Below are 25,685 nucleotides of genomic sequence, written 5' to 3'. Positions count from 1 at the left end.
AACGATCCACCTGAATCAACAACGGTAATTCTCAATGATTCCCGGCAATGCCAGAGAATCTCTCATGCGAACGGAGGTAGCAAGTGACCATTGCTATTGTAATTGGTACACATGGCTGGGCGGCAGAACAGTTGCTTAAAACAGCAGAAATGTTGTTGGGTGAGCAGGAAAATGTCGGATGGATTGATTTCGTGCCCGGCGAAAATGCAGAAACGCTAATCGAAAAGTATCAGGCGAGACTGGCAGAACTCGACACGTCGAAAGGCGTGCTGTTCCTGGTGGATACCTGGGGCGGCAGTCCATTCAACGCGGCCAGCCGCATTGTGGTGGATAAGCCGGATTATGATGTCATCGCCGGGGTGAATATCCCGATGCTGGTGGAAACCCTGATGGGGCGCGATGACAACCCATCCTTTGAGGAATTGATTCACATTGCCGTGGAAGCCGGTCGTGAAGGCGTTAAAGCCCTGAAGACCGAAACCCCTACCCCGGAAGCTGCAGCACCGGTTGCCGCAAAAGCCCCGGCGCAACCGCAAAAGCCTTTGGCGCCAGGCGAGCACATGAAGATCGGTCTGGCCCGTATCGATGACCGTTTAATTCACGGCCAGGTGGCAACCCGCTGGACCAAAGAGACCAACGTCACGCGCATCATTGTCGTTAGCGATGAAGTCGCCAACGATCATGTGCGTAAAACGCTGCTGACCCAGGTGGCACCGCCGGGCGTAACCGCCCACGTGGTAGACATCGCCAAAATGATCCGCGTGTGGAACAACCCGAAATACGGTCGTGACCGCGTGATGCTGCTGTTTACCAATCCTACCGATGTAGAACGGATTGTTGAACAAGGCGTGGATATCAAGTCGGTCAACATCGGCGGCATGGCATTCAAACAGGGTAAAACCCAGGTCAACAACGCCGTTTCGGTCGATCAGAAGGACATTGAAGCCTTCCGTAAACTGAATGAACGCGGTATCGAGTTGGAAGTGCGTAAAGTTTCAAACGACCCAAGACTGAAAATGATGGACCTGATTGCCAAGGTCAATCAGTAGTTCGCTTTTGCCTGCGCTGGCGGGCGAATACTTGAGACCTTGCTGAGGAGAAAAGCAATGGAAATAACCACGCTACAAATCATCCTGATATTTATTGTGGCTTGTATTGCCGGGATGGGATCGATTCTTGATGAGTTCCAGTTCCACCGTCCACTGGTGGCCTGTACCTTGATTGGTGCGGTTCTGGGTGACATGAAAACCGGTATCATCATCGGTGGTACCCTGGAAATGATCGCGCTGGGCTGGATGAACATCGGTGCGGCGGTTGCACCCGATGCGGCACTGGCCTCCATCATTTCGACCATTCTGGTTATCGCAGGTGGCCAAAGCGTTGGTGCGGGTATCGCACTGGCGATTCCACTGGCGGCAGCCGGTCAGGTTCTGACCATCATCGTCCGTACCATCACCGTTGCCTTCCAGCACGCTGCCGATAAGGCCGCCGAGAAAGGCAATCTGAGCGCCATCAGCTGGATTCACGTCTCTGCTCTGGTATTGCAGGCGATGCGTATTGCCATTCCAGCCCTGATCGTGGCGATTTCAGTGGGTACCAGCGTGGTACAGGAACTGTTGAGCTCGATTCCAGAAGTGGTCACCAACGGTCTGAACATCGCCGGTGGCATGATCGTCGTCGTGGGTTACGCGATGGTCATCAACATGATGCGCGCAGGCTACCTGATGCCGTTCTTCTATCTGGGCTTTGTGACGGCGGCCTTCACCAACTTCAACCTGGTTGCTCTGGGCGTGATTGGTGTGGTCATGGCGGTGCTGTATATCCAGCTGGCGCCGAAATATAACCGTACAGCAGGCGCGGCCGCTGCCGGTCCTGCACACAATGACCTCGACAACGAACTCGACTAGGAACAGGTGAAATCATGGTTGATACAACTAACACGCAAAAGAAACTCACCCCGAGCGACGTCCGTGGTGTGTTCATCCGCTCTAACCTGTTTCAGGGTTCATGGAACTTTGAACGTATGCAGGCGCTGGGCTTCTGCTTCTCGATGGTACCGGTGATTCGTCGCCTCTATCCTGAGAACAACGACGATCGTAAACAGGCCATTAAGCGTCACCTGGAGTTCTTCAACACCCATCCATACGTGGCTGCACCTGTGCTGGGCGTTACGATGGCGATGGAAGAGCAGCGTGCTAACGGCGCAGCGATTGATGATGCCGCGATTAACGGTATTAAAGTTGGCCTGATGGGACCGCTGGCGGGGGTTGGTGACCCGATCTTCTGGGGTACCGTTCGCCCGGTGTTTGCTGCACTCGGTGCCGGTATCGCGATGAGCGGCAGCCTGCTCGGTCCCCTGCTGTTCTTCATTCTGTTTAACGCCGTGCGTATGCTGACGCGTTATTACGGTGTGGCTTATGGTTATCGCAAAGGCGTGGATATTGTCAGCGATATGGGTGGCGGCTTCCTGCAAAAGCTTACGGAGGGGGCGTCGATTCTCGGCCTGTTTGTCATGGGGGCGCTGGTCAACAAGTGGACACACGTGAACGTGCCGCTTGTGGTGTCGCGCATTACCGATCACACCGGCAAAACCACCGTGACGACCGTTCAATCGATCCTCGATCAGCTGATGCCGGGCTTAATCCCGCTGCTGCTGACCTTCGGCTGTATGTGGCTGCTGCGCCGTAAAGTTAACGCACTGTGGATTATCGTGGGCTTCTTTGCCCTGGGTATCTTTGGTTACTGGATCGGCCTGCTCGGTCTGTAATCATCTCGCCGGGGGCTTTGGCCCCCGGCCGTTTTAAGCGAGGTTACCTGAGCGCCAACGTTGAGGTAAATTCGGTTGAGGAAGAAAATGTAATGTCACTGACTGACGCTCTGATTGCCCTGCTGGTCATCGCCTTTGCCCTGTTCGCGATTTACGATGACGCTATCCTGCCGCGGCGCAAAGGGCCGACCAAATTGCGTGTCGCGCTGCGTCGTCGCCATAAAATCGACAGCGGTATTTTTATCGTGTTATTGCTGATTCTGCTGTGGAATAACGTCAGCAACCATGGCCCGCAACTCACCACCACGCTGCTGATGGTGTTGTGCTTTATGGCGATCTGGCTATTCTGGCTACGCACGCCGAAATTGTTGATGAAGACCGAGGGACTGTTCTTCGGCAGCGTGTGGATCGACTATCGTCGCATTCAAAGTATGAACTTGTCTGAGGATGGCATCTTAGTCATGCAGCTGGAACAGCGTCGCCTGCTGATTGCAGTGCAACAGCTCGACGACCTGGAACGTATCTACAATACGCTGGTGGAAGCGCGTTAAGCGCGCTGCCATAGCGTCAGCATGAAGTCGGCGTCGCAGCTAAAGGTATCGGCTGCCGCCAGTGTCTGCCAGACTTCTTCGCGCGCACGCCAGGCAAAAGGTGTCATCTGCAGCAAGCTCACCGCTTCGGCCCCATTTAACGTCATCTCATAACGCAGGTTGTGTTGCTCGACCTGCCTGAAACCTTCGTAAGCCTTTTCTTCTGCCGCGTGCAGCTGCACTTCACGATAAATCAGCGCTTTGAACTGCTCCAGATGATGTGGGCCCGGTGTCACCGTCAGTAGATAGCCGCCCGCTTTGACGACGCGACTCAATTCCGCTTCGTTGCAAGGAGCGTAAATGCGCACAATGCCATCCAGCGATGCGTCGGCGAAGGGTAAACGCTGGCTGGAGGCGACACAGAATTTCACCGCACGATAGCGTTTAGCCGCCATACGAATCGCCGCTTTCGCTACATCAAGGCCAAACAACTGTGCTTGTGGAAGCGCTAGCGCCATTGTTGCAGTGTAATAACCTTCACCACAGCCAATATCCAATACCTGAGCAGCCTTGCCATTCAGACGCTGCGACAGATGTTGCGCCACCGAATCGCGCAAGGGTTGATAGTGTCCGGCATCAAGAAATACACGGCGAGCCAGCAGCATTTCCGCACTGTCACCCGGTTCCTTTGAGCCTTTATGCTGCACCGGCAACAAATTGACGTACCCTTCTTTCGCCTGATCGAATTGGTGACCGGAATCGCAGCGGAAGCTGTTAGCTTGCTGATGCAAATGTTGCTGGCAAAGTGGGCAAATCAAAGACATAGACAACTCCGGGTTCACGATTCGCGCGCAGTTTACCCTGATCGTCTGGCAACAGAAAGGATAAAAGAAAAGCCCCGATCAGAGACCAGGGCTTTACAATTCGTGTCAGCGGCGCATGGCACCGAGTCTGAAAACGAAATCAGATAGCAGTTACGTTTACTGCAGCTGGACCTTTCTGGCCGTCCTGAATTTCGAACTCAACAGCCTGGCCTTCAGCCAGAGTTTTGAAGCCGTTACCCTGGATTGCAGAGAAGTGTACGAACACGTCTTTGCTGCCGTCAGCAGGAGTAATGAAACCAAAACCTTTAGACTCGTTGAACCACTTAACCTGACCTTTAATCTTTGCCATTTTTGCAAATTCCTTTGATTGTTTATATTGCCCGAAGGCAGTCTTACAGATAAACCAGAGACGTTACTGAATGAGGCACTAATTTAAGGTTCGGCAAGGAAGCGGAATTCAACGTCAACGTCTTTACTCGTAACTTCTTTACTGAAGATGCCATACATAAACAGAACTGTACCTCGTTTGACCCAAGAGTCGTTATCACATATCCGCAAATTAATGGCAAGCCATTTTTAAACGGTGATCGACATGACGCACATAATTGGCCGTTGCTCTGCACTCTTCTGCCATTAGCATATTGACAGATGACGGAATAACTGCACAAAAAAATGTTATATGTCAGAGTAGTTAGCGCCAGTACTTACATTAGTCAAGCGTAGCGACGCAACTTAAACCAGCACAATTAAAGCGGCCAAGGTTACGCAAAAAGTATTGCATTAATATGGCATTGATAAAATATTTCGCCCAAAAAATAACGCGGAATGCAAGATTCGTGCACTGTGCAAAACTTGTACATCCAGATTTATTAAGTACAAGTCATTAATTGTTTTGCACCAAAATCAGGAAAATATAAGCGCTCTTGCCCCAAATATATGCACGCTCGTTTTGGCGGTTATCTTATTTTTAACTAACGACTCTACAATTAAATGTTAAAAAAACGCACTGCGACACTTGATTTAACAAATCGGGCTTAGGACACATCTGAATCGCTATTCCGCAGGCTTCGGCTGGTGCCTATTCTCCATGGCACAAAGCGTGAGTCCATTTCTCCCGCGGATTGCATTGCTTGCGCCAGAGCGGCAGGGGGTTCATCTAAAGGATCATCCGCCAGCTCAAACACACCCCAGTGGATCGGCAGCGTTAACGGACGCCCTATCGCCTGCCATAAACGCACCGCCTGATCGGGGTCCATATGTTGGCCGCGCATGAACCATTTTGGTGCATAAGCGCCAATGGGCAACGCGGCAAGATTAAAGGGCCCGAGACGTTCTGCAATTTCTAACAGGTTTTCGCTATAGCCACTGTCACCTGAAAACCAAAAATTCACATTCTGGTTTCGCACCACCCAGCCACACCACAATGAGCGATTGCGATCCCAGAAAGTTCGCATGCTCCAGTGTCGCGCGGGTACGGCAGTCAACGTCACTCCTGCGATATCAATGGATTGCCACCAGTCGCGCTCGGTGACATGACGCACGCCACGTTTGCGGCACCAGGTTCCCATACCCAGCGGCACAACAAATTGCGCATCCGGGAAATGACGTGCGATGCGCTTTACCGTAGGCCGATCGAGATGGTCGTAGTGATTGTGCGAAATCAGTACCACGTCGAGATGTGGCAACTGTGCAATATGGAGCGGAGCGGGCGTTTTACGCTGTGGTCCAGCAAACGGCAGCGGTGAAGCACGCGCAGAGAGTGCCGGGTCGATGAGAATATAGCGGCGATTGAGCCGCATCAACACGGCGGCATGACCTAACCACCAGATGCGATCGTCATCACCACCCAGATCGCTTTCCTGATACCAGCGGGCAATAAATGCCGGATAACCGGCCTGAGGCGGCAGCGGCAAATGGTCCGCTTTGCGCTCCCGCCGCCAGCGCTGCAAATCCCCTGGCTGGCGCAATTCCGGTTCCGGGTTGCGGAAACCTTCTGGCGTGTGATGCGCCAGCGCTGCGTCGTACCAGGGATTTTGCCAGGCCATTACTGCTCCATCATGTGTTTAACGTTCTGGAATCATACGGATGAAGTCGCGCTGTTCTACGGCGTCTTCTTCCTCCTGCTGTTTTGCCGTGTCAGGTTGAGCATCCGCCAGGCGGCGCAACAATGCATTCTGTTTTTTCTGCTCTTCCAGCAGTGCTTCCAGCAAACGAATCTGTTCACTGGCGCGCATGCTGGCCCGGTTAACGAAGAACCAGGCTATCAAGGCCACAACAATAATGATGGCCAGTACACCATAACTGAACAGCGGACTGGTATTTGCGGCTAACTCGTTCATAACTGCCTCTATTGTCAAACATAAAACACTTACACCGCCGCTGATTCTACTCGTTGTGTGCGGAAAAGATAATGGTTGCCGGTGGAAAGCAGATTATCCCGCATCTTGATGGCTTTCAGTTATCTCTGATCGATTTCATAAGCAGGACGCGTCATGCTGCTACTATAGAAATCGCAGCGACTTCAGGATAGCTGCGTTGTGTATCACAAGGAGATAAAATGAAACTATTCATTCGGGCGATAATCGTGGTAGCAGTGGTCTGGCTAGGGATGCTGCTCACCGGCTATGGCGTACTCACCGGAAGCAACAAAAACGCCGCAGGACTGGGCTTACAGTGTAGCTATCTCACTGCACGCGGCATGATCACCGCGCAATATCTGCATACCGACAGCGGTATTGTGGGTGTTACCGATTGTCCACTGCTGAAGAAAAGTGGCGAAGTGGTAGATAATTAGTGATTCAAACGGGCTGGCGACAGCCCGTTCAGCTATTCAGAATGGGTAGTTGTGGTAACCCAACTGATCAGAAATATTGCGCGCAGCACGATGCAGCATCGCCACATATTCGTTTTTTGCTTCTTCAGAGAATCGGATTGTCGGGAACGAGATGCTCAATCCAGCAATCACCACGCCGAAGCGGTCGAAAACCGGCAAGGCAATACAGCGTAAGCCCTCTTCCTGCTCTTCGTTATCTTCACCGAAGCCCTGCACTTTTACTTGATCTAATACCTCAAGCAACCCTTCAGCACTGACGATGGTGTTTGCAGTGCTGCGACGAAATTCAACTTCGCTCAGGAGCTCCTGAACTTCAGTGCGATCGCGCCACGCCAGCAATACTTTACCGATGGCGGTGGTGTGCAACGGGTTACGACGCCCGATGCGCGAGTACATGCGCAGGTTATACAGTGAATCGATTTTATGGATATAGACAATGCTGTCTTCTTCCAGCGCACCCAGATGGATAGTTTCTTTGGTCAAACGCGACAGTTCTCGCATTTCGACATCGGCACTACGAATCAGGTCGACGTTTTGTAGTGCCTTGGCACCCAATTCAAACAGCTTGAGCGTCAGCGAATATTTTTCACTTTCCCCTTCCTGCGCCACGTAACCCAATGATTTCATGGTTTGCAGAAAGCGGTAAACCGTGCTTTTTGACATCATCACGCGTTGCGACAGTTCGGTGATACCATGATCACGATCTTCGCCTAACGCCTGCAGAATGCCGAACACTTTCATTACCGAAGAGACGGAGTCTGGCTGTTTATCGTTATCACTGCTCGCCATTGCGCGTATCCTTTTTTGACGGTGTTTCAAAAAAAACGGAACAGAAGCGCCAGTATATGCGTTTCAGCCCAACGGCGGCAACGACTGGCACTCAGCGACACATTCCTTCGTAATTTTTTGTCAATGAATGCGGTGCTTTCCGTCACAAAATTGATTAGCATGATGATATTCACTTCCTTCATTTATTTCATTTATGTCCCCTACAGTCTCTCAGGATGGATTACCTGTTCCGCAGCGGTACGGCGCGATTATCACTATTGCGTTAGGCATCATGATGGCAGTACTGGATGGTGCCATTGCTAACGTCGCGTTACCCACCATTGCGCGCGAACTGAATGCCAGTCCGGCGGAATCAATCTGGATTGTTAACGCCTACCAAATCGCCATTGTTATCTCGTTACTGTCGCTCTCCTTTCTCGGCGATATGTTGGGTTATCGCCGTGTTTATCAGGTAGGGCTGGCGTTGTTTATCGCCACTTCACTGTTCTGCGCCCTCTCCTCTTCACTCAATATGCTTACCGTGGCGCGTATCCTGCAGGGTTTTGGCGGCGCGGCACTGATGAGTGTGAACACAGCGCTAATTCGTATTATCTATCCGCAGCGTTATCTCGGCCGCGGTATGGCGATTAACTCGCTGATCGTCGCGGTATCGAGCGCTGCGGGCCCCACGGTGGCTGCCGCGATTCTCTCCATCGCCAGCTGGAAATGGTTATTCCTGATCAACGTGCCGCTGGGCATTGTGGCATTATGGCTAGCGCTGCGTTTTCTGCCGGATAACACGCAGAAAGCCAAACAGCAGAAGTTTGATATTCCCAGCGCCATCATGAACGCCCTGTTCTTTGGCCTGCTCATATCGGCTCTCAGCGGGTTCTCACAGGGGCAGGATCACTGGCTCATTCTGGCGGAAGTCGTAGCACTGGTGTTGGTGGGCGTGGTGTTTGTTCGTCGCCAATTGGCGATGCCAGTGCCGCTGCTGCCGGTGGATTTGCTGCGCATCCCCATTTTTTCGTTGTCGATGTGCACTTCTATTTGCTCGTTCTGCGCGCAGATGCTGGCAATGGTTTCATTGCCATTCTTCCTGCAAAACGTGCTGGGACGGGATGAAGTGGCGACCGGGTTGCTGCTCACACCCTGGCCGCTGGCCACCATGGTGCTGGCACCGATTGCCGGCCGGTTGATTGAGAAAGTCCATGCGGGATTATTGGGTGGCCTGGGGCTGGCGATGTTTGCGGCGGGTCTGTTCTTACTGGCACTGCTGCCTACACAACCCACTGATATTGATATTATCTGGCGAATGATGCTGTGCGGTGCGGGCTTTGGCCTGTTCCAGTCTCCGAATAATCACACGATTATCTCCTCTGCCCCGCGCCATCGCAGCGGTGGCGCCAGCGGTATGTTAGGGACGGCGCGTTTGGTCGGTCAGAGCAGCGGTGCCGCACTGGTTGCCTTGATGTTCAATCTGTTTAACGACAGCGGAACACATGCATCACTGGTTTTAGCGGGGAGCTTCGCCACGGTGGCAGCCGTCGTCAGTATGTCGCGGATGACGCAATCGAGTGAGACGGTGAAGTCATAAAACAACAAAGGTGCCCAATTGGGCACCTTTGTTTATTGCAACAGCCAAACCATTATTTCAGATAGTCACCGTTACGCAGCGCTTCGATACGCTTATCGAGCGGCGGATGCGACATAAACAATTCGCTCAACGATTTGCTTTTACCGTTAATGCAGAATGCCATCATGCTGCTTGGCTCCTGCGGCTCGTAGCTGGTTTTCAAACGCTGCAGAGCGGCAATCATCTTCTCGCGGCCCACCAGTTTGGCTGAACCTGCATCCGCGTGGAATTCACGGTGACGTGAGAACCACATGGTGATGATGCTGGCGAGAATGCCGAACACCAGTTCCAGCACGGTCGCGACCGCAAAATAGACCAGCGGGTTACCGTTGCTGCTCTCTTCACCGTCACGGTTACCCGACAGGAAGCCCGATGCCACCTGCGCGATAATACGCGAAATGAAGATCACGAAGGTGTTCACCACACCCTGAATCAGCGTCATGGTGATCATGTCACCGTTAGCGATGTGGGCGATTTCGTGCGCCAGTACCGCTTCCGCTTCATCACGGCTCATGTTCTGCAGCAAGCCGGTCGAGACCGCAACCAGTGAGGCGTCACGACGTGCACCGGTCGCAAAGGCGTTAATGTCTGGCGCGTGATAGATCGCCACTTGTGGCATCGCAATGCCGGACTGTTGAGCCTGGCGACTGACGGTATCCATCAGCCAGCGTTCTGTCTCGTTACGGGGTTGTTGAATCACTTCACCGCCGACGGAGCGCAATGCCATCCATTTAGACATCAGCAGTGAAACAAACGCACCGCCAAAGCCAAACAGACCTGCCATAATCATCAGACCCTGAACACTGCTTGACTGAATTCCTGTCAGACTCAGAATCAGTCCGAATACCAACATCACCGCCAGGTTGGTGACCAGGAAAAGCGCAATACGCATCATAAACGTTAATCTTCCTCAGTTGTGCTCGCGCTCATGCGCGGATATACATCCTATGTCCATTGCGCAGGTTTTCAAGCAACCTTAATCTTTAAGTGTCTAAAAAGACATAACTTTACATTTGGTAATGATGTGCGCAAATCGGCCCATTAGCCACAATGAACAATACCTTTGATGAAAAAAAAACACCGCCGGAGCGGTGCTTTTATTCAGCGAAAATTTACTTCGCGCCTTCGGCAGCAGGCTGGGTTTTCTCCAGCTGCGCCATGTCATTGGCAATTTTCACGGTTTCGTCCAGATACGGGTCTGGCTCTTTGTAGTCTTTCGGCAAATCTTCAATGCTCTTCAGCGGGGCTTTGCCTTCTGCCTGATAGCGCGCGTTAATGCGTTCCAGACGCAGTGCATCATCTTCGTGGTTCTCTTTCTCACGTTGGCCGAGATTGAGCGACACGATATTGCGTTTGTCCTTCATCGCGTCAAAGCGCGCAATATCTTTCATGATGTACTGGAACTCGCGATCTTTAGCGATACGATCGGCGTGTTCTTTGGTCAGCTGCGGTACCAGCGCGGTGATATCACCGGTTTTGGTGTAAGTCGCGGCATTCACGCTATCCCATGGCAGCGCGTTGTCCTCAAACTTCTCACCGGTTTCCGCCGCTTCTACGCCGGTTGGCATCAGCAGATCCGGCGTCACGCCTTTACGCTGAGTACTGCCACCGTTGATACGATAGAACTTCTGGATGGTGTATTGCACTGAGCCCAGCGCCGGCCATTCTGGACGCAGCATCTGATCGTAGATGCGGTTCAGCGAACGATACTGCTGCACGGTGCCTTTACCAAAGGTCGGTTCACCGACAATCAGAGCGCGGCCGTAATCCTGCATCGCTGCAGCAAAGATTTCAGATGCGGAAGCACTGAAACGATCGACCAGCACCACCAGCGGACCTTTGTAATAAACGATGCCGTCGTTATCGCTGTCCTGGCGCACGCGACCGTTGTTGTCACGTACCTGCACCACTGGGCCGCTTGGAATAAACAGACCAGACAGTGATACCGCTTCGGTGAGAGCACCGCCGCCGTTGGTACGCAAATCAATCACAATACTGTCGACGTTCTGCTTCTGCAGTTTTTGCAGCTGCACTTTAACATCGTCAGTCAGGCCAACGTAGAAGCCTGGAATATCAAGTACGCCGACTTTCTCTTTACCGACGTTATGTACGGTGCCTTTCACCGCGCGATCTTCCAGACGGATCTTTTCACGCGTAAGTGTCACGGTGCGGGTTTTGGTGCCTTTGCCAGCAGGCAGGATTTCCAGGCGTACTTTACTGCCTTTCGGTCCTTTGATTTTGGAGACAACATCATCCAGACGCCAACCAATCACATCTTCCATTGGCTTGCCTGGCTGGGCAACACCGACAATACGGTCGCCCACGCTGATGGATTTGCTCTTCGCGGCCGGTCCACCGGCCACCATGGAGTTGATGACCGTGTAATCATCGTCCATCTGCAGCACGGCACCGATACCTTCCAGCGACAGGCTCATCTCGGTGTTGAACTGTTCGGTGTTACGCGGTGAAAGATAGTTGGTGTGCGGGTCGATTTCGTGCGCAAAGGCGGTCATCGCCAGCTGGAACACATCTTCACTGTTGCTCTGCGCCAGGCGACGAATGGCAAAGTTGTAACGCTTAGTCAGCGTTTCACGAATATCTTTGTCATCTTTGCCGGCCAGTTTCAGGCTCAGCTCGTCATATTTGACTTTGGCATCCCACAGCGCGTTCAGCTCATCGCTGTTTTTCGGCCAGGGTGATTTTGCACGGTCAATGTCGATGGTGTCATTGCCGGTGAAATTCATCGGGCGATTCAGCACGCTCAGCGCATATTGATAGCGCTCGAAGCGGCGTTTCTGCGCCAGATTGTAGAGATCGTAGAACACATCCAGCTTACCGCTGCGCAGTTCATCACCCAACGTGGTTTTCTTATCGGCGTATTGCGCGATGTCTGAAGCCAACAACACGTTATGGTTGTAGTCGAGCAGATTCAGGTAGCGATCAAAAATTTTCGCAGAGAAATCCTGATTCAGATCGAACTGGCGATAGTGAGAACGGGTGAAACGCGAAGTGACGCGTTCACTGACGGTAGGATGCTGCGGGTCTTCATGTAACTGTGGAATCTGGTCGGCGCGGGTAATGTTATCTGCGCCAAAGGTGGGGCCTGCTAACAGCAGGCCCGCGATCATACCGATCTTTAAAATGTTGTTCATGCCGAGGTCAGCCTCCGTTTCAGAACTGCAAGTGTTCTGCGCGCACAATCATAGCCATGCCGGAAGCGAGCTGCACCCGAACGCCATCCTTGGTGATTTCAAGAATGGTGGCGTCCATTGCACTTTTGCCTGCTTTAACTTTGATGTTCTGGCCGGGTTGCAAAGTTGAGGTGTCAGTGACAGGTTTAGCTCGCGGTGGGCGCGGTGCAGCAGTACGTTCTGCTGATGCGGCACGCGGTGCCTGTGGACGAGGCTTGCGTGGTGCTTCGCCTTCAGCCGCTTTGCGAGGAGCAGGTTTACGAGGACGACGTTCAGCGGTCTCTTCACCGGCTTCGCGTTTCTTCGCTTTTTGCTGATCGCGCTGCGCCTGAACGCGCGCTTTGGCTTCTTCCAGCTGCTTGCGCGCATGTTCAACGTGTTGTTCGTCCAGCACGCCACAGGCGTTGCCATCGAGATCAACACGGATTGCACCCGCTTTAATGCCGTACAGGTAACGCCAGCTTGAGGTATAAAGGCGCAAGGCTGAACGCAGTTGCGTCTTGCTCAGGCTGTTTTCACCCTGAACGCGCTCAACCAGATCCTGGAAGATACCGATTTTAAGCGGACGCGCTTCACCTTCGGCGCTAAAACATTGCGGAAAACGTTCCGCCAAAAAGGCGATCACTTCTTTACTGCTATTCAACTTAGGTTGATTTTCCATGAAATTTCCTGATTACTACGGGTTTGCCGACCAGAGCAGGCATGAACAGGCGACATTATAATGACAACATCGCCAAATGCTATGTGATCCAGTCGATTAGCTGCGTGACAGTTGAATAAATTTTTCGATGTCACTGCCCGCCAGCACTTCACAAAGCCCGTCGGTAAGGGCCACCAGCCCCGCTTCATCCTCACTATCAAAGCGAGAATAAACCGTACTATCAATGTCTAGTACACCGACAACGGTGCCATTCACTTTCAGAGGAATCACGATTTCAGCGTTGCTGGCCGCATCGCACGCGATATGGCCAGGGAACGCATGCACATCCTCAACGAGCTGTACTTTATCTTCTGCAATCGCTGTGCCACAAACCCCTTTGCCCACCGGAATGCGTACACAGGCAATTTTTCCCTGGAACGGGCCCAGCACCAGCGTATTCGGCTCGGTGAGCAAGTAGAATCCTGCCCAGTTCACGCCTTCCAGGCGTTCAAACAACAGCGCACTGCAATTACCCAGTGCTGCCAGGAAAGAGGTTTCGCCCGCTAACAGTGCGCGGACATCACGATTTAAATCCTCGTAAAAGGCTTTTTTGTTCATTGTTTAACCATAACTCGTCACTGTCGTGAGCTTGTTGTCACTCAGTTGTTAAAATAAGCACTAATAATCCAGCCCCATCAGGTGAATCATTGTGTTAGTTACTATACCCTTAGCAGTCGGTGGTTAAACTATTCTTGTACCACTCCCTATTGCAGTCAGAATGCTCTGAACAGCATGCCGGTAAACGTAACGAACGATGGGCCACTTGCGTCACCTATGAAAATTCACGCTATCAGCCAGACGTTGCCCCACGCACGTTATCAGCGTTGTCCGCAATGCGATACCCTTTTTTCCTTACCGGATGTGAAATCGCATCAGTCGGCGCATTGCCCGCGCTGTCATGCAAAAATTCAAAGCGGCCGCGATTGGTCAATGACGCGACTCACTGTGATGGCCGTGACCATGATCGTGTTGATGCCCTTCGCCTTCAGCCTGCCTTTGGTGGATATTCGCTTGCTTGGCATGCGCATCAACGCCAGCCTGGTGGAAGGCGTCATCCAGATGGCGCAGCAGGGCAACGTGCTGACGGCCTCAATGGTGGCGTTTTGTACCATTGGTGCACCGGTAACCTTAGTCGCTGGCATCTGCTATTTATGGATTGGTAACGCCATCGGGATGAACCTGCGTCCGGTGTTGCTAATGCTGGAGAAGCTCAAAGAGTGGGTGATGCTGGATATCTATCTGGTCGGTGTGGCGGTCGCCTCTATTAAGGTGCAGGATTATGCCGCGCTGGAAGTGGGCTACGGTCTGGTGGCCTACATCGCGCTGACGGTGCTGAGCCTGCTGACGCTGATTCACCTTAACGTGGAAGAGCTGTGGGAACACTATTATCCGCAGGCTTTGCCGACGTCCCCCCCTGAACTGTGGCAGGTGTGTCTGAACTGCCATCAAACCGGTGTGCCGGACGATCGCGGACGTTGTACACGTTGTCACACCCCGCTCGACTTCCGTCGTCGCCACAGTTTGCAGAAATCCTGGGCCGCGCTGATCGCTTCGATTGTGCTGTTGATCCCCGCTAACCTGCTGCCGATTTCAGTGGTTTACGTCAATGGCGCGCGCCGTGAAGATACGATCTTCTCCGGTATTCTGGGCCTGGCTTCCGGTAACATCCCGGTAGCGGCGGTGGTGTTTATCGCCAGTATTCTGGTGCCGTTTACCAAAGTGTTAGTGATGCTGACGTTGCTGGTCAGCATCCATTTTAAGTGTGAACAGGGCTTAAAAACCCGTATTCGACTGCTGCGTGCCATCACCTGGGTGGGACGCTGGTCAATGCTGGATCTGTTCGTGATTGCGGTCACCATGTCATTGGTGAATCGCGATCAACTGCTGGCTTTTACCATGGGACCTGCCGCTTTCTATTTCGGTGCGGCAGTCATCCTGACCATTATGGCTGTAGAGTGGCTTGATAGCCGCCTGATCTGGGATGCACATGCAACAGGAAACGCCGACTACACCGACTAGCGCCAACCTGCGTAACAAACGCAAGGTTTCGCCGTTCTGGTTACTGCCCATTATTGCCCTGCTGATTGCTGGCTGGCTGCTATGGACCAACTATCAGGAACGCGGTACCACTATCACCATCAACTTCCAGACCGCGGATGGCATCGTGCCGGGCCGTACGCCGATTCGCTATCAGGGCGTGGAAGTGGGTACCGTGCAAGGTATTGTGCTGAGCGATGATTATCACAGCATCCAGATCAAGGCCAGTATCAAGAGCGATATGCGCGATGCGCTGAAGGACAATACACAGTTCTGGCTGGTGACGCCGAAAGCCTCGCTGGCGGGCGTTTCAGGATTGGATGCGCTGGTGGGCGGTAACTATATTGGCATGATGCCTGGCGGCGGCAATCCGCGTGAGCACTTTACCGCGCTGGACACGCAACCCAAGTATCGCGTCAACACCGGCGAGTTGCTGCTCCATCTGCACTCTCCCGATTTGGGCTCGCTGAACACCGGTTCGCTGGTCTACTACCGCAAAATCCCGGTGGGACGCGTCTATGACTACAGCATCAACGGTAATACTGATGGCGTCACGGTCGACGTATTGATTGAGCGTCGTTTCGTCAATCTGGTGAAAAAGCAGAGCCGCTTCTGGAACGTGTCTGGAGTAGACGCTGACGTCAGTCTGAGCGGTGCCAAAGTGAAGCTGGAGAGCCTGGCCGCGCTGGTGAATGGCGCAATTGCCTTTGATTCTCCAGAAGAAGGCCAGCAGGCCAACAGCGACGAAAACTATCAGCTCTACCCTGATCTGGCACGCAGCCAGCGTGGTGTGCAGATCAGTCTGGATTTACCGAGCGGCGATAACCTCAAAGCGAATAGCACGCCACTGATGTATCAGGGTCTGGAAGTCGGCACCTTGACCAAACTCAATCTGTTGCCGGGCGGCAAAGTCACCGGCGAACTCACCGTGGATCCTTCGGTAACCAGCCTGATGCGCAGCGGTACCCGCATTGAAATGCGTGCGCCAAAGCTGAGCCTGACCGACACCAATCTCAGCAGCTTGCTGACCGGTAACACCTTCGAACTGGTACCGGGTGAAGGTCCCGCGCAGGATCACTTTACCGTGCTGCCTGCCAGCGAAACCCTGCTGCAAAAACCGGATGTCCTGACGGTAAAACTCAGCGCGCCGGAAACCTATGGTATTGATGGCGGTCAGCCGGTGATGCTGTACGGCATGAAGATTGGGCAGGTCATTTCGCGCCAACTGGATGAGAATGGCATTAGCTTTGCGGTAGCCATCAATCCGGAATATCGCCATCTGGTGCACGCGGATAGCAAATTCATCGTGAATAGCCGTCTCGACGTGAAGTTTGGTCTAGATGGAATGCAGGTGCTGGGTGCCAGTGCCCGTGAATGGGTAGACGGCGGCATACGTCTGGTGCCGGGGGCGAAAGGCGATCCTTCCGCCCGTTATCCTTTATATGCCGATGCTGAGCGTGCGCAGGAAGGGATTATTGGTGACCAGCCGCCAACCACACTGAAACTGACCGCCAACAGCTTGCCAGATGTGCAGGCCGGTTCAGTGGTGCTGTATCGTAAATTCCAGGTGGGTGAAGTGGTGGATGTGGTGCCGCGCGCCGATGCCTTTGAGATTTCCATCCACATTGAGCCGCAATACCGCAAGCTGCTGACCAGCGAGAGCGTATTCTGGGCCGAAGGTGGTGCGAAAGTACAACTCAACGGCAGCGGTTTAACCGTGCAGGCTTCGCCGCTTAACCGTGCGCTGAAAGGCGCGATCAGCTTCGATAACCTCACTGGCGCGCAAGCAGCGAAAGGCGTGAAACGCGTACTTTATGCCTCTGAAACGGCTGCGCGTGCAGTCGGCAGCCAGATCACCTTGCATACCTTTGATGCCAGCAAGCTGGCCGCGGGCATGCCGATTCGTTACCTCGGCATTAATGTCGGCCAGGTCGAATCACTGGCATTGAGTAAAGACAACAATCAGGTGGTGGCGAAAGCGGTGCTTTATCCCGAGTATGTGCAGGACTTTGCGCGTATCGGCAGTCGCTTCTCGGTGGTCTCACCGGAAATTTCGCCAGCGGGTGTTAATCATCTGGAGACCTTGCTGCAGCCTTACCTCAATGTCGATCCCGGCAAAGGGGCTCAGGCACGTACCTTTGAGTTGCAGGAGAGTACCATCACCGATTCGCGTTACCTCAACGGACTCAACATTTATGTTGATGCTACCGAAGCCGGTTCGCTGTCGTTGGGTACCCCGGTGCTGTTCCGTGGGGTGGAAGTGGGTACGGTAACCGGTACTTCGCTGGGCAACATGGCGGATCGCGTACAGATCGCGCTGCGCATCAGCAAAAAATATCAGCATCTGGTGCGTAATAACTCCGTGTTCTGGCTGGCGTCTGGCTATAACCTCGACTTCGGTCTGATTGGTGGCGTAGTGAAAACCGGCACCTTCCAGCAGTTCATTCGTGGCGGCATTCAATTTGCCACACCGCCGACGGTGCCGCTGGCGCCACAGGCCGGTGCTGATAAACACTTCCTGTTGCAGGATGAAGCGCCGAAAGAGTGGCGCAGTTGGGGAACGGCGATTCCGGATCCCAATTAAGCAATCGGGCAGCCTGCGGGCTGCCCGTTTTATTTGCACGTGTTACACTTCGCGCTAAATTTGATACCCCGGTAAATGTCCGTGTCCGATCGCTTTCCTGAAGATTTCCTTGCGCTGATGCGCACCAGCCTGGCTGACGAAAATGAACTGCAGCGTTTCCTGGCGATTAGCCAACAGCCGCTGCGCCGCAGCCTGCGCGTCAATACGTTGAAAATTAGCGTGGAGGCGTTTTTAGCACGCACCGCGCACTATGGCTGGCGCTTAACGCCGGTTCCCTGGTGCGCCGAAGGATTCTGGATCGAGCGGGAAGATGAGACATTGCCGCTGGGCAGTGTGGCTGAGCACCTGAGTGGTTTGTTCTACATTCAGGAAGCCAGTTCAATGCTGCCGGTGACCGCGTTATTTGATGCCGCGCCGGAAGCACGTAAGGTGATGGATGTCGCTGCGGCACCCGGTTCCAAAACCACGCAAATGGCAGCGTTGATGCGCAACGAAGGTGCGATCCTCGCCAATGAATATTCAGCCAGTCGAGTAAAAGTGCTTCATGCCAATATCAGCCGCTGTGGCGTCAGCAACGTGGCATTAACGCACTTTGATGGCCGCGTGTTTGGCGCCGCCCTTCCTGAACAGTTTGATGCCATCCTGCTGGATGCACCCTGCTCCGGCGAAGGCGTAGTGCGCAAAGATGCCGACGCCCTGCGTAATTGGACGCTGGCCAGTACTGAAGAGATTGCCGCAACCCAGCGTGACCTGATCGACAGTGCATTCCATGCATTACAACCTGGCGGCACGTTGATCTACTCCACCTGCACGCTGAACCAGATTGAGAACCAACAGGTCATCGCCTGGTTGCAGCAGCGCTATCCCGATGCGGTTGAAATCGTGCCTCTGGGCGAGCTGTTTGACGGTGCCGAGCGTGCATTGACGCCGGAAGGCTTCCTGCATGTCTTCCCACAGATTTTCGACAGTGAAGGCTTCTTTGTCGCACGCCTGCGCAAAACCGCCAGTATCCCGGCGTTGCCCGTGCCCACCTATAAAGTGGGTAAATTGCCCTTCTCGCCTGCCAGCCGCAAGCTGGTTGCTGAAGTGCAACAGGCGGCAGCTAAGGTGGGTATCGAGTGGGATGAACATCACTCGCTGTGGCTGCGTGATAAAGAACTGTGGCTGTTCCCGGCTGCGCTGGAAAACTGGCTCGGCAGAGTCCGGTTCTCACGCATTGGCCTGAAGCTGGCAGAGACTTTCCCGAAAGGCTATCGCTGGCAGCATGAAGCCGTGGTTGCCCTGACAAAACCTGGCAGCGCACTGGATTTCGAATTGACGGAAACGGAAGCAGAAAGCTGGTATCGCGGCCAGGATATTCACCCTGAAACTGCCCCGGCTCGCGATGAAGTGATCGTCACCTATCAGCAACAGCCATTGGGTTTAGCCAAGAAAGTCAGTAACCGCATCAAAAATAGCTATCCACGTGAACTGGTGCGCGACGGGCGTTTGTTCCGTTAACTCTACTGCAGCTGAACCAGCGTTAAGCGATTACCGAATACTGCTCCGGTGTCGATGTAATGCTGGTTCGCCACATTGAGCGGCTGTTCCAGCGGCGTGTGGCCAAAATAGAAATCGCTCGCACCGTCAATACTGGCGGAAGCGCCACGATGATGGCGGCCGAGACGATCGCGGCTCCACACCACCTGATGCCAGTCCACGTCCTGACCCAACTCATAATGGCTGGCTGGATAGTCGGCATGGGCGATCACCACCACGCGATCGGCTAACTCCAGATGCAAAATCAGCGGGAGATCGGCACAGCGTTTAAGCGCATGACGTGCCGCAATTAAATCCGCGCCTTTTAACTGCCAGAACCAGTCACCGCCGTTCATCATCCACAGCATCGGATCCTGGCCTTCCAGCGCCGACAATGCCATCTGTTCGTGATTACCACGCACACAGCGAAACCATGGCTCCTGCAACAGTTGCAAGCAGCCAGGGCTGTCGGGCCCGCGATCGATTAAATCCCCCACTGACAGCAGCAGGTCTCGCTCTTTATCGAAGTCATGCAGAATCAGTTGCGAATCCAGTTGAGCGCGGCAACCATGCAAATCACCCACCACCCAAATGTTACGCCACGTTTTGGCACTCACCGTCTGGTAAAACATGTAATCTTCCCCGGTTGACTGGAAGTTTAGTGAACCCGGCATAAAGTATAGTCCGGTGAGATGAAGCCAGGGGAGGGAGCAGCGTGAGCAGCCGTAAACAATTTATCGGTGTACTGGTGTTTATATTTCTCGGCAGCCTGTTGCTGCTGGAATCGCTGGCGCGATTGGTGCATCTGCTGTTTGTGGGCTGAAGGATTTTGTCATCTCAGAAGTTTCAACAGCGGCCGCGTCCTGCAGCCCTGATGAAAGTCCCGTCCGGCGCTTATCTCCGGCGCTCATTAAAGGCGTTAGCTCTGTGCGGGACGGCGGCTACTCTATCAATCCAGACAATGCCGAACAAGTTAAATGATATTAACTATCATTCTCATCATTGTATTTTACGCTTCGCTTACATTAGTGATGGTGATTTAAGCTTTTATCCTTGCTGCCGATAACCTCCTATCCCCCTTTCCACCGCAAAGAGATCATGAAAAGGCTTTCTGTAATCACACTGATGCTGTTGCTGGTCAGCATGCCCTCACACGCCAAAAGGCACGTTGAACTGATCGAGCAAGGCAGTTATATCAACAGCGAAGGACAGTCGATCCATCGCCCCGCGCATACGCAAAATAATGACGTACCCGAAGGCGCAACGGCCCGTTGCCGCGATGGTTCATACAATTTTAGCACCCATCATCGCGGCACCTGCTCGCGTCACGGCGGCGTTGCGGCGTGGCTGGCATCTTAAGCCACACGCAATTAACAGCGTGTGCCAGACTTAAAGGACAGTATTTTCTTAAGGAGTGAGCAATGAAAGACTATTACAAAATCGATCTGGAGCTTTTCATGCAAAATAACGCGGACTTGATTCGCGACATTAAAAGCAAAGCGCCAGTCTATGCGGATGAATTGGGATTAGAGGTAGTGCAATATATTAATCGGGAAGTTAAACAAGCTCACCTGGATTATATTTATAGCCTTGGCGTGCGCGACCCATATGAATATTACGTGTCGCAACATGAAGAAGATCGTTACCTGGCTAACACGCTAATTGCTCAGCATCGTGCCGCTTTACACCACACTGCTTAACCAACTGATTTGCCACACAAGCCGTGTGGCAAACGGTGTTCTCTAGCGCGAGAGGAAGAATATCGCTAGCAAGAAGAATACCCACAATCCGGCGAAGGTCGCAAAGCCTACACGCGGGGTTTTCGTCCGCCCGACGACAACACCAATAAAGAGACTCAGCAGCGTTAAGGTACCAATCATTACCCAGAGAAGATATTGCGCATTTGCCATGAAGGATCCTTATTAATCGGCAATACAAACAGTGCGCACTCTTATACCATTTTTCACGCTATCTGGCTGCTGTTAAATGTCCGCATCTTTCGTGCTGGCATAGATCTATTACGCCGTTGGATGCCCGCAACGCACCGTTTTTAATTGTTCCAGCTGATTCAACCGCGCAGTCGCATGCTTGTTAGCGCTGGCCTTGGCGATACCGTTGCCAATACCAAAATCGCCGATAAAACCAATCACCGTGAGCGCATCAAACTCGCCGGTTTTGTCGATTTGCTGCTGGACGCTGTGGGATTTCGCGATCTCCTGATCCAGTGCCGCGCAGTTGTAGGTTTGCGCTTCTTCATCACTGACTTTGGGTGATTGCGGGTATTGCTTCAGTGCGCAGCCGCTGAGAAGCAGCATCGCGGTAAACAGGACAGCAGGTTTTAACATCGCAAGACTCTCGTTTAGGCTGGCAGGGTTGGCGTGTGGCTGAGACGAAATGTAGCACGTGAAGCGTGGCGCGATTGGCGGATTAGCTGGGGGGAATTGCGGGTATTTTGCGCAAAGATTGGGTAAGGATTGAGGGGTAGGAATTTGATTCGGATATAAAGATTCGGACAAATTTCGGGAAATCTGGGTGAAAATAAAATTTTAATCATAAAAATCAATAGAACAAAAAAGACCCAATGCTATCATAACCATTTAACATCAATAGGTTACAATGGGATGTGGCGACAAATTGGCTTCTTATCGCCATATTAGCAAAAGGATGAAATGTAAACTCCCTAGTCATTTCATAATCAATATATAACCATGTGAGTATAATGTGGCTCAATATCGTTGATCGAGCACCAACTATCAAATCTGTCTCTATCACTTGCAACATACCCAGTGCCATCTTCTCCATCTAACAAAAGAGTATGCTGATTGATTGGTTTGATAGAATCGCGGCTCATCATAAAAATGCGGGTTGAGATGAGAGCAGCAATCTCAGTTTTCAATTCAACGCCATATCTTTCTTCGAAGTATTTTTCATTCTCAAAATTAATCTCTAACTCACCATAAGCTGATATCAACCTCATTATGGACATTTGAGCCGGATTTAAAAAATCTGGCGACCAAGTATTATCATCACTCCTTAATAATTTTTTTTCATTCCAATCTATCGTTTCATACTTCCACCCAACCTGTTCGCCTTGAGCTTTAGGTATTGCCAGCATGAAAGGTGATATATTATTCATATAAACATCATCATCCCATGGCATAGCCACTTCAAAATGACTGGATATTTTAGACCAGACGACCTCTAATATTATCTCCAATGGATTGAATCTAGTCGATATAATTGAAACCCATTCTGAGTTTTTGTTTGGGACAATAAATGGAAGTCCTCCTGTTTTTACGAGACTGAATTCATTTGACGTTACTATATTTGGTAAGGACAGAACGCCGAATGAATTATCCCCACTATCAAACTTCTCCTGAAGAATGTCTCCAAATGCTCCCCTCAACCCACTTTCTTTTTTATATCCGGCATAGCCATGTATGATCGTTACTGGTGCTAAAATCTCTTGAACTAATGAATAGAGTAAAATCCCATCCTCTGGAGGCAGAGAATTGATTTGTTCATAATTAACAATAGTTTCCCTTCCAGTTAATTGTGAAAAATGCTTACTAGCATTATCTATTTTTGGTAAAAATCCTTCTTCAACCTTCCGTTCGAAGTTATCAGTGTGGGCACGTCGAATAGCTGCCAAATGTTCCATAGCATCGCTAAGGTCTGCCTTGTTTAAGGTTTTTTTTACTTCAAAAACGCATAAAACTTGGTCTATTTCGCATAGATATTTGTCTGTACGTCCGTATCTTACCCCCTTTCCAACAACAAGCATGCAATCAATTTGCTGGGGTAATAATTTTCCATTAACAGTTATAAATCCTGAAACAACATGTAAATCAAACTCAGGTGGCAAAACATAATCTTTTTCAAGCATAGTTTTAGTTATTTCTTCATAGGCATCCCCTAAAGTTGGCATGTGTGGCATGTCCGGAAGTTCTGCCAGCACCTTTTTTTCATATTCAATAAATTCCCTGAGTAATTCTGATGATTTTCTTAGCACTCAAGCTCCTCCTTAAAAATTAGCTATGAATTCATTATTTTGATATTAAAAACCTAGAAAAAACCCTGGGGTAATTACCCAATCAAAGACTATACGTCATTATTAAGACGACTTTCCCAACTATATTCACCTCACTAATGGAACAGGTAAAACCTGAACCATTTTTTAATACACTAATTTTTTTACCAGGCAGAAGTGTAACTTCATACATATCATGCGCATCATCGATTCCTAGCAGCCATTGACCATTGCTTAAACCAGTAATTTTCATATCTAAAACCCAAGAGCCAGTGCTGCTTGATACGAAAGTCGGCTCGCTGATTTTTTGCGGAAAAAACGCAGGTTTATATTCCAACAACCTGCATCTTGTAAAATCCCAGCAGTCAAATTTTTATGAGGTATTGAATAGTTTCGACTATCTTGCTGATTTTCGTTTCGAGTTGAACCTTTTCCGGTTGCCAACCATTGCAAAGAAACGCCAGTGTCAAGTGCGCAAGCGACAACTACATCTCCGGGAAAGTAATTTCTTCTAACCCAAGTGCTTACCGTTCCAGACGAAATACCTAGAAGCTCGCAAAGTTGTTTTTGAAGAGTGAATCCATATGCATCCATGATTCTGCGCAGAACTGCTTTTCCTCCACTGGACATGATCTCATTTAAAAGTTCTGCACCAGAAGGCAATCCACCAACCCGCTTTAAATTTGCTTTTGCAAATTTCCCGTTAACAAGCCACTGCAGGTCAACACCAGTATCAAGAACGCACTTGATAATCGCACTACCTGGAACGCTGTTGCGTTGAGACCAAGCACTTACATTATTTGATGGCACATTGAGCGCCTTTGCTAATGCGCGTTGTGTTGCTACACCATAAGCCGAAAGCAGCCCCTCAATCACCTCTTGAGGATTAGGCTCTAAATTAGACATACATAACCAACCACAAAAGCAGTTTACACAATCACAATTGTGATCCACCGTATGTACACACCACATGTAACACCGTAGAACACGCTATTTAATGGGAGATACTGCGTTATGCATACAGAAAATGCAAACAGCCAAAACGCATTTGACTAATTGCAATCTAAAGATTTCATTGCCAATGTCGCTGCTATTTTAATGCCCGCCATCAGTGAAGTGGTTAACGATGCCGTGAACAAAGCTGTCGCGCTCGCAATTTCACCAACCATGTCTAAACAAGACTTCGCAGCAGCCAACCGTATCAGCGAGTCGGTGCTAGAGAAATGGATCTCTAACGGAGTGGTATTACTAGCCCCCACCCCTTCGTTCATCTACACACAGAACCACACTAACAAAAAGACCGGTGAGAAAGTACCAACCACAATGACCAAACATGGCAACCCACTTATCAATGTTGCTGCATGGCGTGAAAAAACCCTCAACACGCAATCAAATGTCGCTACATCAAACCCTAATTTGATTTTGCAAGTCGAGGGCATTTTAAACATGTTTGATTTCAAAGTTTCTAACCATGCACATTACGACGATGCCTGTCGCAAGTTCGCGTTAACGCACAACATGGAAGACGTTGCACAGCAGGCAGGCCTGCGGGCGCAAACGCTGTGTACCAAACTGAATCCCAATCAGCCGCACCAGCTCACCGTGCAAGAAGTGTTAGTGCTTACCGATGTCACCGAAGACGCAACGCTGATTGATGGCCTGCTTGCGCAAATCCAGTGCTTGCCTTGCGTGCCGATAAACGAAGTGGCGAACGATAAGCTGCCGCTGTATGTGATGAAGGCTACCGCCGAGGTTGGTCAACTCGCGGCAGGCGCGATCTCCAATGAGCAAATGAACGCGAGCTGCAAACGCGGCCTGCTGCAAAACGTTAACAGCGGCATTCGTTGCTTAACGCTTGCAGCGCTGCCCGTTCAAGCGCGCATACAGTCTAACCCTGCTCTGTCTTCAACAGTCGATGCGATCAGCGGTCTTGGCGCTTCGTTTTGCGCGGTCTGAGGTGCAGTCATGATTTCATTTGCTGCACAGCTCAAAAGGCAAAGCCCGTCAATGTCCTACGGACACGGCTGGATTTTAGGTGACATCTGTTCAGGGACAGAAGGAAGCCCTCAACAGTTCTAGAAGGATTTGCTTCGCTAGCAAAACGACATAAAACTAGTAGAGCTGCTCATTAAAGCAGCGCTCGGACCAATCCGAGCTGCACGATTCTTTACGATTCCTTATCACTATGATACTGCTTATATATACAGTAGTTCATTAAAAAGAGGAGTTAATCGACTGATGGATAGAGATAATCTTAGCGCGACCTT

Annotated in this window: 29 protein-coding genes; 13 read left to right on the top strand and 16 right to left on the bottom strand. The window is 51.4% G+C overall.

The genetic code is table 11. The features are described from left to right. Positions 1–83: 83 nt before the first annotated feature. The 4 genes from manX to LH22_RS11115 all read left to right on the top strand — a co-directional run bounded on the left by manX (position 84) and on the right by LH22_RS11115 (position 3,318). Positions 84–1,049: a PTS mannose transporter subunit IIAB gene (gene manX / locus LH22_RS11130; protein ID WP_038646581.1), complete on the top strand. Its 966-nt coding sequence runs from the start codon at positions 84–86 to the stop codon at positions 1,047–1,049. A 57-nt stretch (positions 1,050–1,106) separates the two neighbouring features. Beyond that, positions 1,107–1,907, top strand: a complete 801-nt coding sequence (locus tag LH22_RS11125) for a PTS mannose/fructose/sorbose transporter subunit IIC (RefSeq protein ID WP_034828717.1) — start codon at positions 1,107–1,109, stop codon at positions 1,905–1,907. Between the two features lie 14 nt (positions 1,908–1,921). Beyond that, positions 1,922–2,767: a PTS mannose transporter subunit IID gene (locus LH22_RS11120; protein WP_038646579.1), complete on the top strand. Its 846-nt coding sequence runs from the start codon at positions 1,922–1,924 to the stop codon at positions 2,765–2,767. Positions 2,768–2,859: 92 nt separating this feature from the next. Next, a complete protein-coding gene (locus tag LH22_RS11115) occupies positions 2,860–3,318 on the top strand; it encodes a DUF986 family protein (RefSeq protein WP_038646577.1) in 459 nt (152 codons plus the stop codon). On the opposite strand, the gene rlmA is transcribed toward LH22_RS11115, so the two are convergent. The 5 genes from rlmA to LH22_RS11095 form a co-directional block, all read right to left on the bottom strand. Beyond that, positions 3,315–4,121, bottom strand: a complete 807-nt coding sequence (gene rlmA, locus LH22_RS11110) for a 23S rRNA (guanine(745)-N(1))-methyltransferase (RefSeq protein ID WP_038646575.1) — start codon at positions 4,119–4,121, stop codon at positions 3,315–3,317. The two genes, LH22_RS11115 and rlmA, sit on opposite strands and share 4 nt — an antisense overlap. A gap of 139 nt (positions 4,122–4,260) precedes the next feature. After that, the gene (gene cspE, locus LH22_RS11105) at positions 4,261–4,470 is read right to left on the bottom strand and encodes a transcription antiterminator/RNA stability regulator CspE (RefSeq protein WP_034828712.1); all 210 of its coding nucleotides are present in this window, start codon (positions 4,468–4,470) and stop codon (positions 4,261–4,263) included. 83 nt (positions 4,471–4,553) lie between these two features. Further along, the gene (locus LH22_RS20580) at positions 4,554–4,628 is read right to left on the bottom strand and encodes a DUF2627 domain-containing protein (protein WP_128599124.1); all 75 of its coding nucleotides are present in this window, start codon (positions 4,626–4,628) and stop codon (positions 4,554–4,556) included. A 527-nt stretch (positions 4,629–5,155) separates the two neighbouring features. Further along, entirely contained in the window at positions 5,156–6,166 is a 1,011-nt protein-coding gene (locus LH22_RS11100; RefSeq protein ID WP_038646573.1) for an MBL fold metallo-hydrolase, read from the bottom strand. A gap of 18 nt (positions 6,167–6,184) precedes the next feature. Then, positions 6,185–6,460 carry a YebO family protein gene (locus LH22_RS11095; protein WP_038646571.1) on the bottom strand — a complete coding sequence of 92 codons (276 nt, stop codon included), beginning with the start codon at positions 6,458–6,460 and terminating at the stop codon, positions 6,185–6,187. 218 nt (positions 6,461–6,678) lie between these two features. Between LH22_RS11095 and LH22_RS11090 the strand changes: the two genes are divergently transcribed. Beyond that, complete coding sequence (locus LH22_RS11090; RefSeq protein WP_038646569.1) at positions 6,679–6,915, top strand: YobH family protein; 237 nt, start codon at positions 6,679–6,681, stop codon at positions 6,913–6,915. Between the two features lie 36 nt (positions 6,916–6,951). On the opposite strand, the gene kdgR is transcribed toward LH22_RS11090, so the two are convergent. Then, the gene (gene kdgR / locus LH22_RS11085; protein WP_038646567.1) at positions 6,952–7,743 is read right to left on the bottom strand and encodes a DNA-binding transcriptional regulator KdgR; all 792 of its coding nucleotides are present in this window, start codon (positions 7,741–7,743) and stop codon (positions 6,952–6,954) included. A gap of 193 nt (positions 7,744–7,936) precedes the next feature. Here kdgR and LH22_RS11080 point away from each other — a divergent pair, with 193 nt between their 5' ends. Continuing rightward, positions 7,937–9,319, top strand: a complete 1,383-nt coding sequence (locus LH22_RS11080; protein ID WP_038646565.1) for an MFS transporter — start codon at positions 7,937–7,939, stop codon at positions 9,317–9,319. 52 nt (positions 9,320–9,371) lie between these two features. Here the strand turns inward: LH22_RS11080 and htpX are convergent, their stop codons facing one another. The 4 genes from htpX to LH22_RS11060 all read right to left on the bottom strand — a co-directional run bounded on the left by htpX (position 9,372) and on the right by LH22_RS11060 (position 13,807). Continuing rightward, a complete protein-coding gene (gene htpX / locus LH22_RS11075) occupies positions 9,372–10,253 on the bottom strand; it encodes a protease HtpX (protein WP_038646563.1) in 882 nt (293 codons plus the stop codon). 217 nt (positions 10,254–10,470) lie between these two features. After that, positions 10,471–12,510, bottom strand: a complete 2,040-nt coding sequence (gene prc, locus LH22_RS11070; protein WP_038646561.1) for a carboxy terminal-processing peptidase — start codon at positions 12,508–12,510, stop codon at positions 10,471–10,473. Positions 12,511–12,529: 19 nt separating this feature from the next. Further along, positions 12,530–13,210, bottom strand: coding sequence for an RNA chaperone ProQ (gene proQ / locus LH22_RS11065; protein WP_038646559.1), 681 nt, complete (start codon positions 13,208–13,210; stop codon positions 12,530–12,532). Between the two features lie 96 nt (positions 13,211–13,306). Beyond that, on the bottom strand, positions 13,307–13,807 hold the full coding sequence (locus LH22_RS11060) for a GAF domain-containing protein (RefSeq protein ID WP_038646557.1): 501 nt from the start codon (positions 13,805–13,807) through the stop codon (positions 13,307–13,309). A 216-nt stretch (positions 13,808–14,023) separates the two neighbouring features. On the opposite strand from LH22_RS11060, the gene yebS reads away from it, so the two are divergent. The 3 genes from yebS (at position 14,024) to rsmF (ending at position 19,370) form a co-directional block, all read left to right on the top strand. Then, entirely contained in the window at positions 14,024–15,268 is a 1,245-nt protein-coding gene (gene yebS / locus LH22_RS11055) for a membrane integrity lipid transport subunit YebS (protein ID WP_038646555.1), read from the top strand. Further along, positions 15,237–17,870: a PqiB family protein gene (locus tag LH22_RS11050; RefSeq protein WP_038646554.1), complete on the top strand. Its 2,634-nt coding sequence runs from the start codon at positions 15,237–15,239 to the stop codon at positions 17,868–17,870. The genes yebS and LH22_RS11050 overlap by 32 nt, the downstream gene beginning before the upstream one ends. 75 nt (positions 17,871–17,945) lie before the next feature. Then, the gene (rsmF, locus tag LH22_RS11045) at positions 17,946–19,370 is read left to right on the top strand and encodes a 16S rRNA (cytosine(1407)-C(5))-methyltransferase RsmF (RefSeq protein WP_038646552.1); all 1,425 of its coding nucleotides are present in this window, start codon (positions 17,946–17,948) and stop codon (positions 19,368–19,370) included. 2 nt (positions 19,371–19,372) lie between these two features. On the opposite strand, the gene LH22_RS11040 is transcribed toward rsmF, so the two are convergent. After that, positions 19,373–20,020: a metallophosphoesterase gene (locus LH22_RS11040; RefSeq protein WP_034828689.1), complete on the bottom strand. Its 648-nt coding sequence runs from the start codon at positions 20,018–20,020 to the stop codon at positions 19,373–19,375. 466 nt (positions 20,021–20,486) lie between these two features. On the opposite strand from LH22_RS11040, the gene LH22_RS11035 reads away from it, so the two are divergent. Then, positions 20,487–20,747: a DUF3761 domain-containing protein gene (locus tag LH22_RS11035; protein WP_038646550.1), complete on the top strand. Its 261-nt coding sequence runs from the start codon at positions 20,487–20,489 to the stop codon at positions 20,745–20,747. 62 nt (positions 20,748–20,809) lie between these two features. Continuing rightward, a complete protein-coding gene (locus tag LH22_RS11030; protein WP_038646548.1) occupies positions 20,810–21,088 on the top strand; it encodes a hypothetical protein in 279 nt (92 codons plus the stop codon). 42 nt (positions 21,089–21,130) lie between these two features. Here the strand turns inward: LH22_RS11030 and LH22_RS20715 are convergent, their stop codons facing one another. The 5 genes from LH22_RS20715 to LH22_RS20210 form a co-directional block, all read right to left on the bottom strand. After that, entirely contained in the window at positions 21,131–21,298 is a 168-nt protein-coding gene (locus LH22_RS20715; RefSeq protein WP_167540447.1) for a hypothetical protein, read from the bottom strand. Between the two features lie 108 nt (positions 21,299–21,406). Continuing rightward, positions 21,407–21,733: a hypothetical protein gene (locus tag LH22_RS11025; protein ID WP_038646546.1), complete on the bottom strand. Its 327-nt coding sequence runs from the start codon at positions 21,731–21,733 to the stop codon at positions 21,407–21,409. Between the two features lie 350 nt (positions 21,734–22,083). Beyond that, positions 22,084–23,400 carry a DUF6602 domain-containing protein gene (locus tag LH22_RS11020; RefSeq protein ID WP_038646545.1) on the bottom strand — a complete coding sequence of 439 codons (1,317 nt, stop codon included), beginning with the start codon at positions 23,398–23,400 and terminating at the stop codon, positions 22,084–22,086. Between the two features lie 82 nt (positions 23,401–23,482). Further along, positions 23,483–23,755, bottom strand: a complete 273-nt coding sequence (locus LH22_RS21010; RefSeq protein WP_346420836.1) for a hypothetical protein — start codon at positions 23,753–23,755, stop codon at positions 23,483–23,485. Further along, entirely contained in the window at positions 23,674–24,324 is a 651-nt protein-coding gene (locus LH22_RS20210) for a helix-turn-helix domain-containing protein (RefSeq protein WP_346420835.1), read from the bottom strand. The genes LH22_RS21010 and LH22_RS20210 overlap by 82 nt, the downstream gene beginning before the upstream one ends. Positions 24,325–24,864: 540 nt before the next feature. On the opposite strand from LH22_RS20210, the gene LH22_RS11015 reads away from it, so the two are divergent. Then, the gene (locus LH22_RS11015) at positions 24,865–25,374 is read left to right on the top strand and encodes a phage regulatory CII family protein (protein ID WP_038650059.1); all 510 of its coding nucleotides are present in this window, start codon (positions 24,865–24,867) and stop codon (positions 25,372–25,374) included. A gap of 9 nt (positions 25,375–25,383) precedes the next feature. Next, on the top strand, positions 25,384–25,497 hold the full coding sequence (locus LH22_RS21035; protein ID WP_156102791.1) for a phage filamentation protein Fil family protein: 114 nt from the start codon (positions 25,384–25,386) through the stop codon (positions 25,495–25,497). Positions 25,498–25,685: the final 188 nt, after the last annotated feature.

Source organism: Pantoea rwandensis, from assembly GCF_000759475.1.
GTDB lineage: Bacteria > Pseudomonadota > Gammaproteobacteria > Enterobacterales > Enterobacteriaceae > Pantoea > Pantoea rwandensis_B.
The sequence above is the reverse complement of the archived record's forward strand: the minus strand, read 5'-3'. Positions and strand labels throughout refer to the sequence as shown.

Bases quoted from the DNA above. Each gene is read 5' to 3' on its own strand.
- LH22_RS11125 (WP_034828717.1), top strand. From the start codon at position 1,107: ATGGAAATAACCACGCTACAAATCATCCTGATATTTATTGTGGCTTGT.
- LH22_RS11120 (WP_038646579.1), top strand. From the start codon at position 1,922: ATGGTTGATACAACTAACACGCAAAAGAAACTCACCCCGAGCGACGTC.
- LH22_RS11115 (WP_038646577.1), top strand. From the start codon at position 2,860: ATGTCACTGACTGACGCTCTGATTGCCCTGCTGGTCATCGCCTTTGCC.
- rlmA (WP_038646575.1), bottom strand. From the start codon at position 4,121: ATGTCTTTGATTTGCCCACTTTGCCAGCAACATTTGCATCAGCAAGCT.
- cspE (WP_034828712.1), bottom strand. From the start codon at position 4,470: ATGGCAAAGATTAAAGGTCAGGTTAAGTGGTTCAACGAGTCTAAAGGT.
- LH22_RS11100 (WP_038646573.1), bottom strand. From the start codon at position 6,166: ATGGCCTGGCAAAATCCCTGGTACGACGCAGCGCTGGCGCATCACACG.
- LH22_RS11095 (WP_038646571.1), bottom strand. From the start codon at position 6,460: ATGAACGAGTTAGCCGCAAATACCAGTCCGCTGTTCAGTTATGGTGTA.
- LH22_RS11090 (WP_038646569.1), top strand. From the start codon at position 6,679: ATGAAACTATTCATTCGGGCGATAATCGTGGTAGCAGTGGTCTGGCTA.
- kdgR (WP_038646567.1), bottom strand. From the start codon at position 7,743: ATGGCGAGCAGTGATAACGATAAACAGCCAGACTCCGTCTCTTCGGTA.
- LH22_RS11080 (WP_038646565.1), top strand. From the start codon at position 7,937: ATGTCCCCTACAGTCTCTCAGGATGGATTACCTGTTCCGCAGCGGTAC.
- htpX (WP_038646563.1), bottom strand. From the start codon at position 10,253: ATGATGCGTATTGCGCTTTTCCTGGTCACCAACCTGGCGGTGATGTTG.
- prc (WP_038646561.1), bottom strand. From the start codon at position 12,510: ATGAACAACATTTTAAAGATCGGTATGATCGCGGGCCTGCTGTTAGCA.
- proQ (WP_038646559.1), bottom strand. From the start codon at position 13,210: ATGGAAAATCAACCTAAGTTGAATAGCAGTAAAGAAGTGATCGCCTTT.
- LH22_RS11060 (WP_038646557.1), bottom strand. From the start codon at position 13,807: ATGAACAAAAAAGCCTTTTACGAGGATTTAAATCGTGATGTCCGCGCA.
- yebS (WP_038646555.1), top strand. From the start codon at position 14,024: ATGAAAATTCACGCTATCAGCCAGACGTTGCCCCACGCACGTTATCAG.
- LH22_RS11050 (WP_038646554.1), top strand. From the start codon at position 15,237: ATGCAACAGGAAACGCCGACTACACCGACTAGCGCCAACCTGCGTAAC.
- rsmF (WP_038646552.1), top strand. From the start codon at position 17,946: ATGTCCGTGTCCGATCGCTTTCCTGAAGATTTCCTTGCGCTGATGCGC.
- LH22_RS11040 (WP_034828689.1), bottom strand. From the start codon at position 20,020: ATGTTTTACCAGACGGTGAGTGCCAAAACGTGGCGTAACATTTGGGTG.
- LH22_RS11035 (WP_038646550.1), top strand. From the start codon at position 20,487: ATGAAAAGGCTTTCTGTAATCACACTGATGCTGTTGCTGGTCAGCATG.
- LH22_RS11030 (WP_038646548.1), top strand. From the start codon at position 20,810: ATGAAAGACTATTACAAAATCGATCTGGAGCTTTTCATGCAAAATAAC.
- LH22_RS20715 (WP_167540447.1), bottom strand. From the start codon at position 21,298: ATGGCAAATGCGCAATATCTTCTCTGGGTAATGATTGGTACCTTAACG.
- LH22_RS11025 (WP_038646546.1), bottom strand. From the start codon at position 21,733: ATGTTAAAACCTGCTGTCCTGTTTACCGCGATGCTGCTTCTCAGCGGC.
- LH22_RS20210 (WP_346420835.1), bottom strand. From the start codon at position 24,324: ATGTCTAATTTAGAGCCTAATCCTCAAGAGGTGATTGAGGGGCTGCTT.
- LH22_RS11015 (WP_038650059.1), top strand. From the start codon at position 24,865: ATGTTTGATTTCAAAGTTTCTAACCATGCACATTACGACGATGCCTGT.
- LH22_RS21035 (WP_156102791.1), top strand. From the start codon at position 25,384: ATGATTTCATTTGCTGCACAGCTCAAAAGGCAAAGCCCGTCAATGTCC.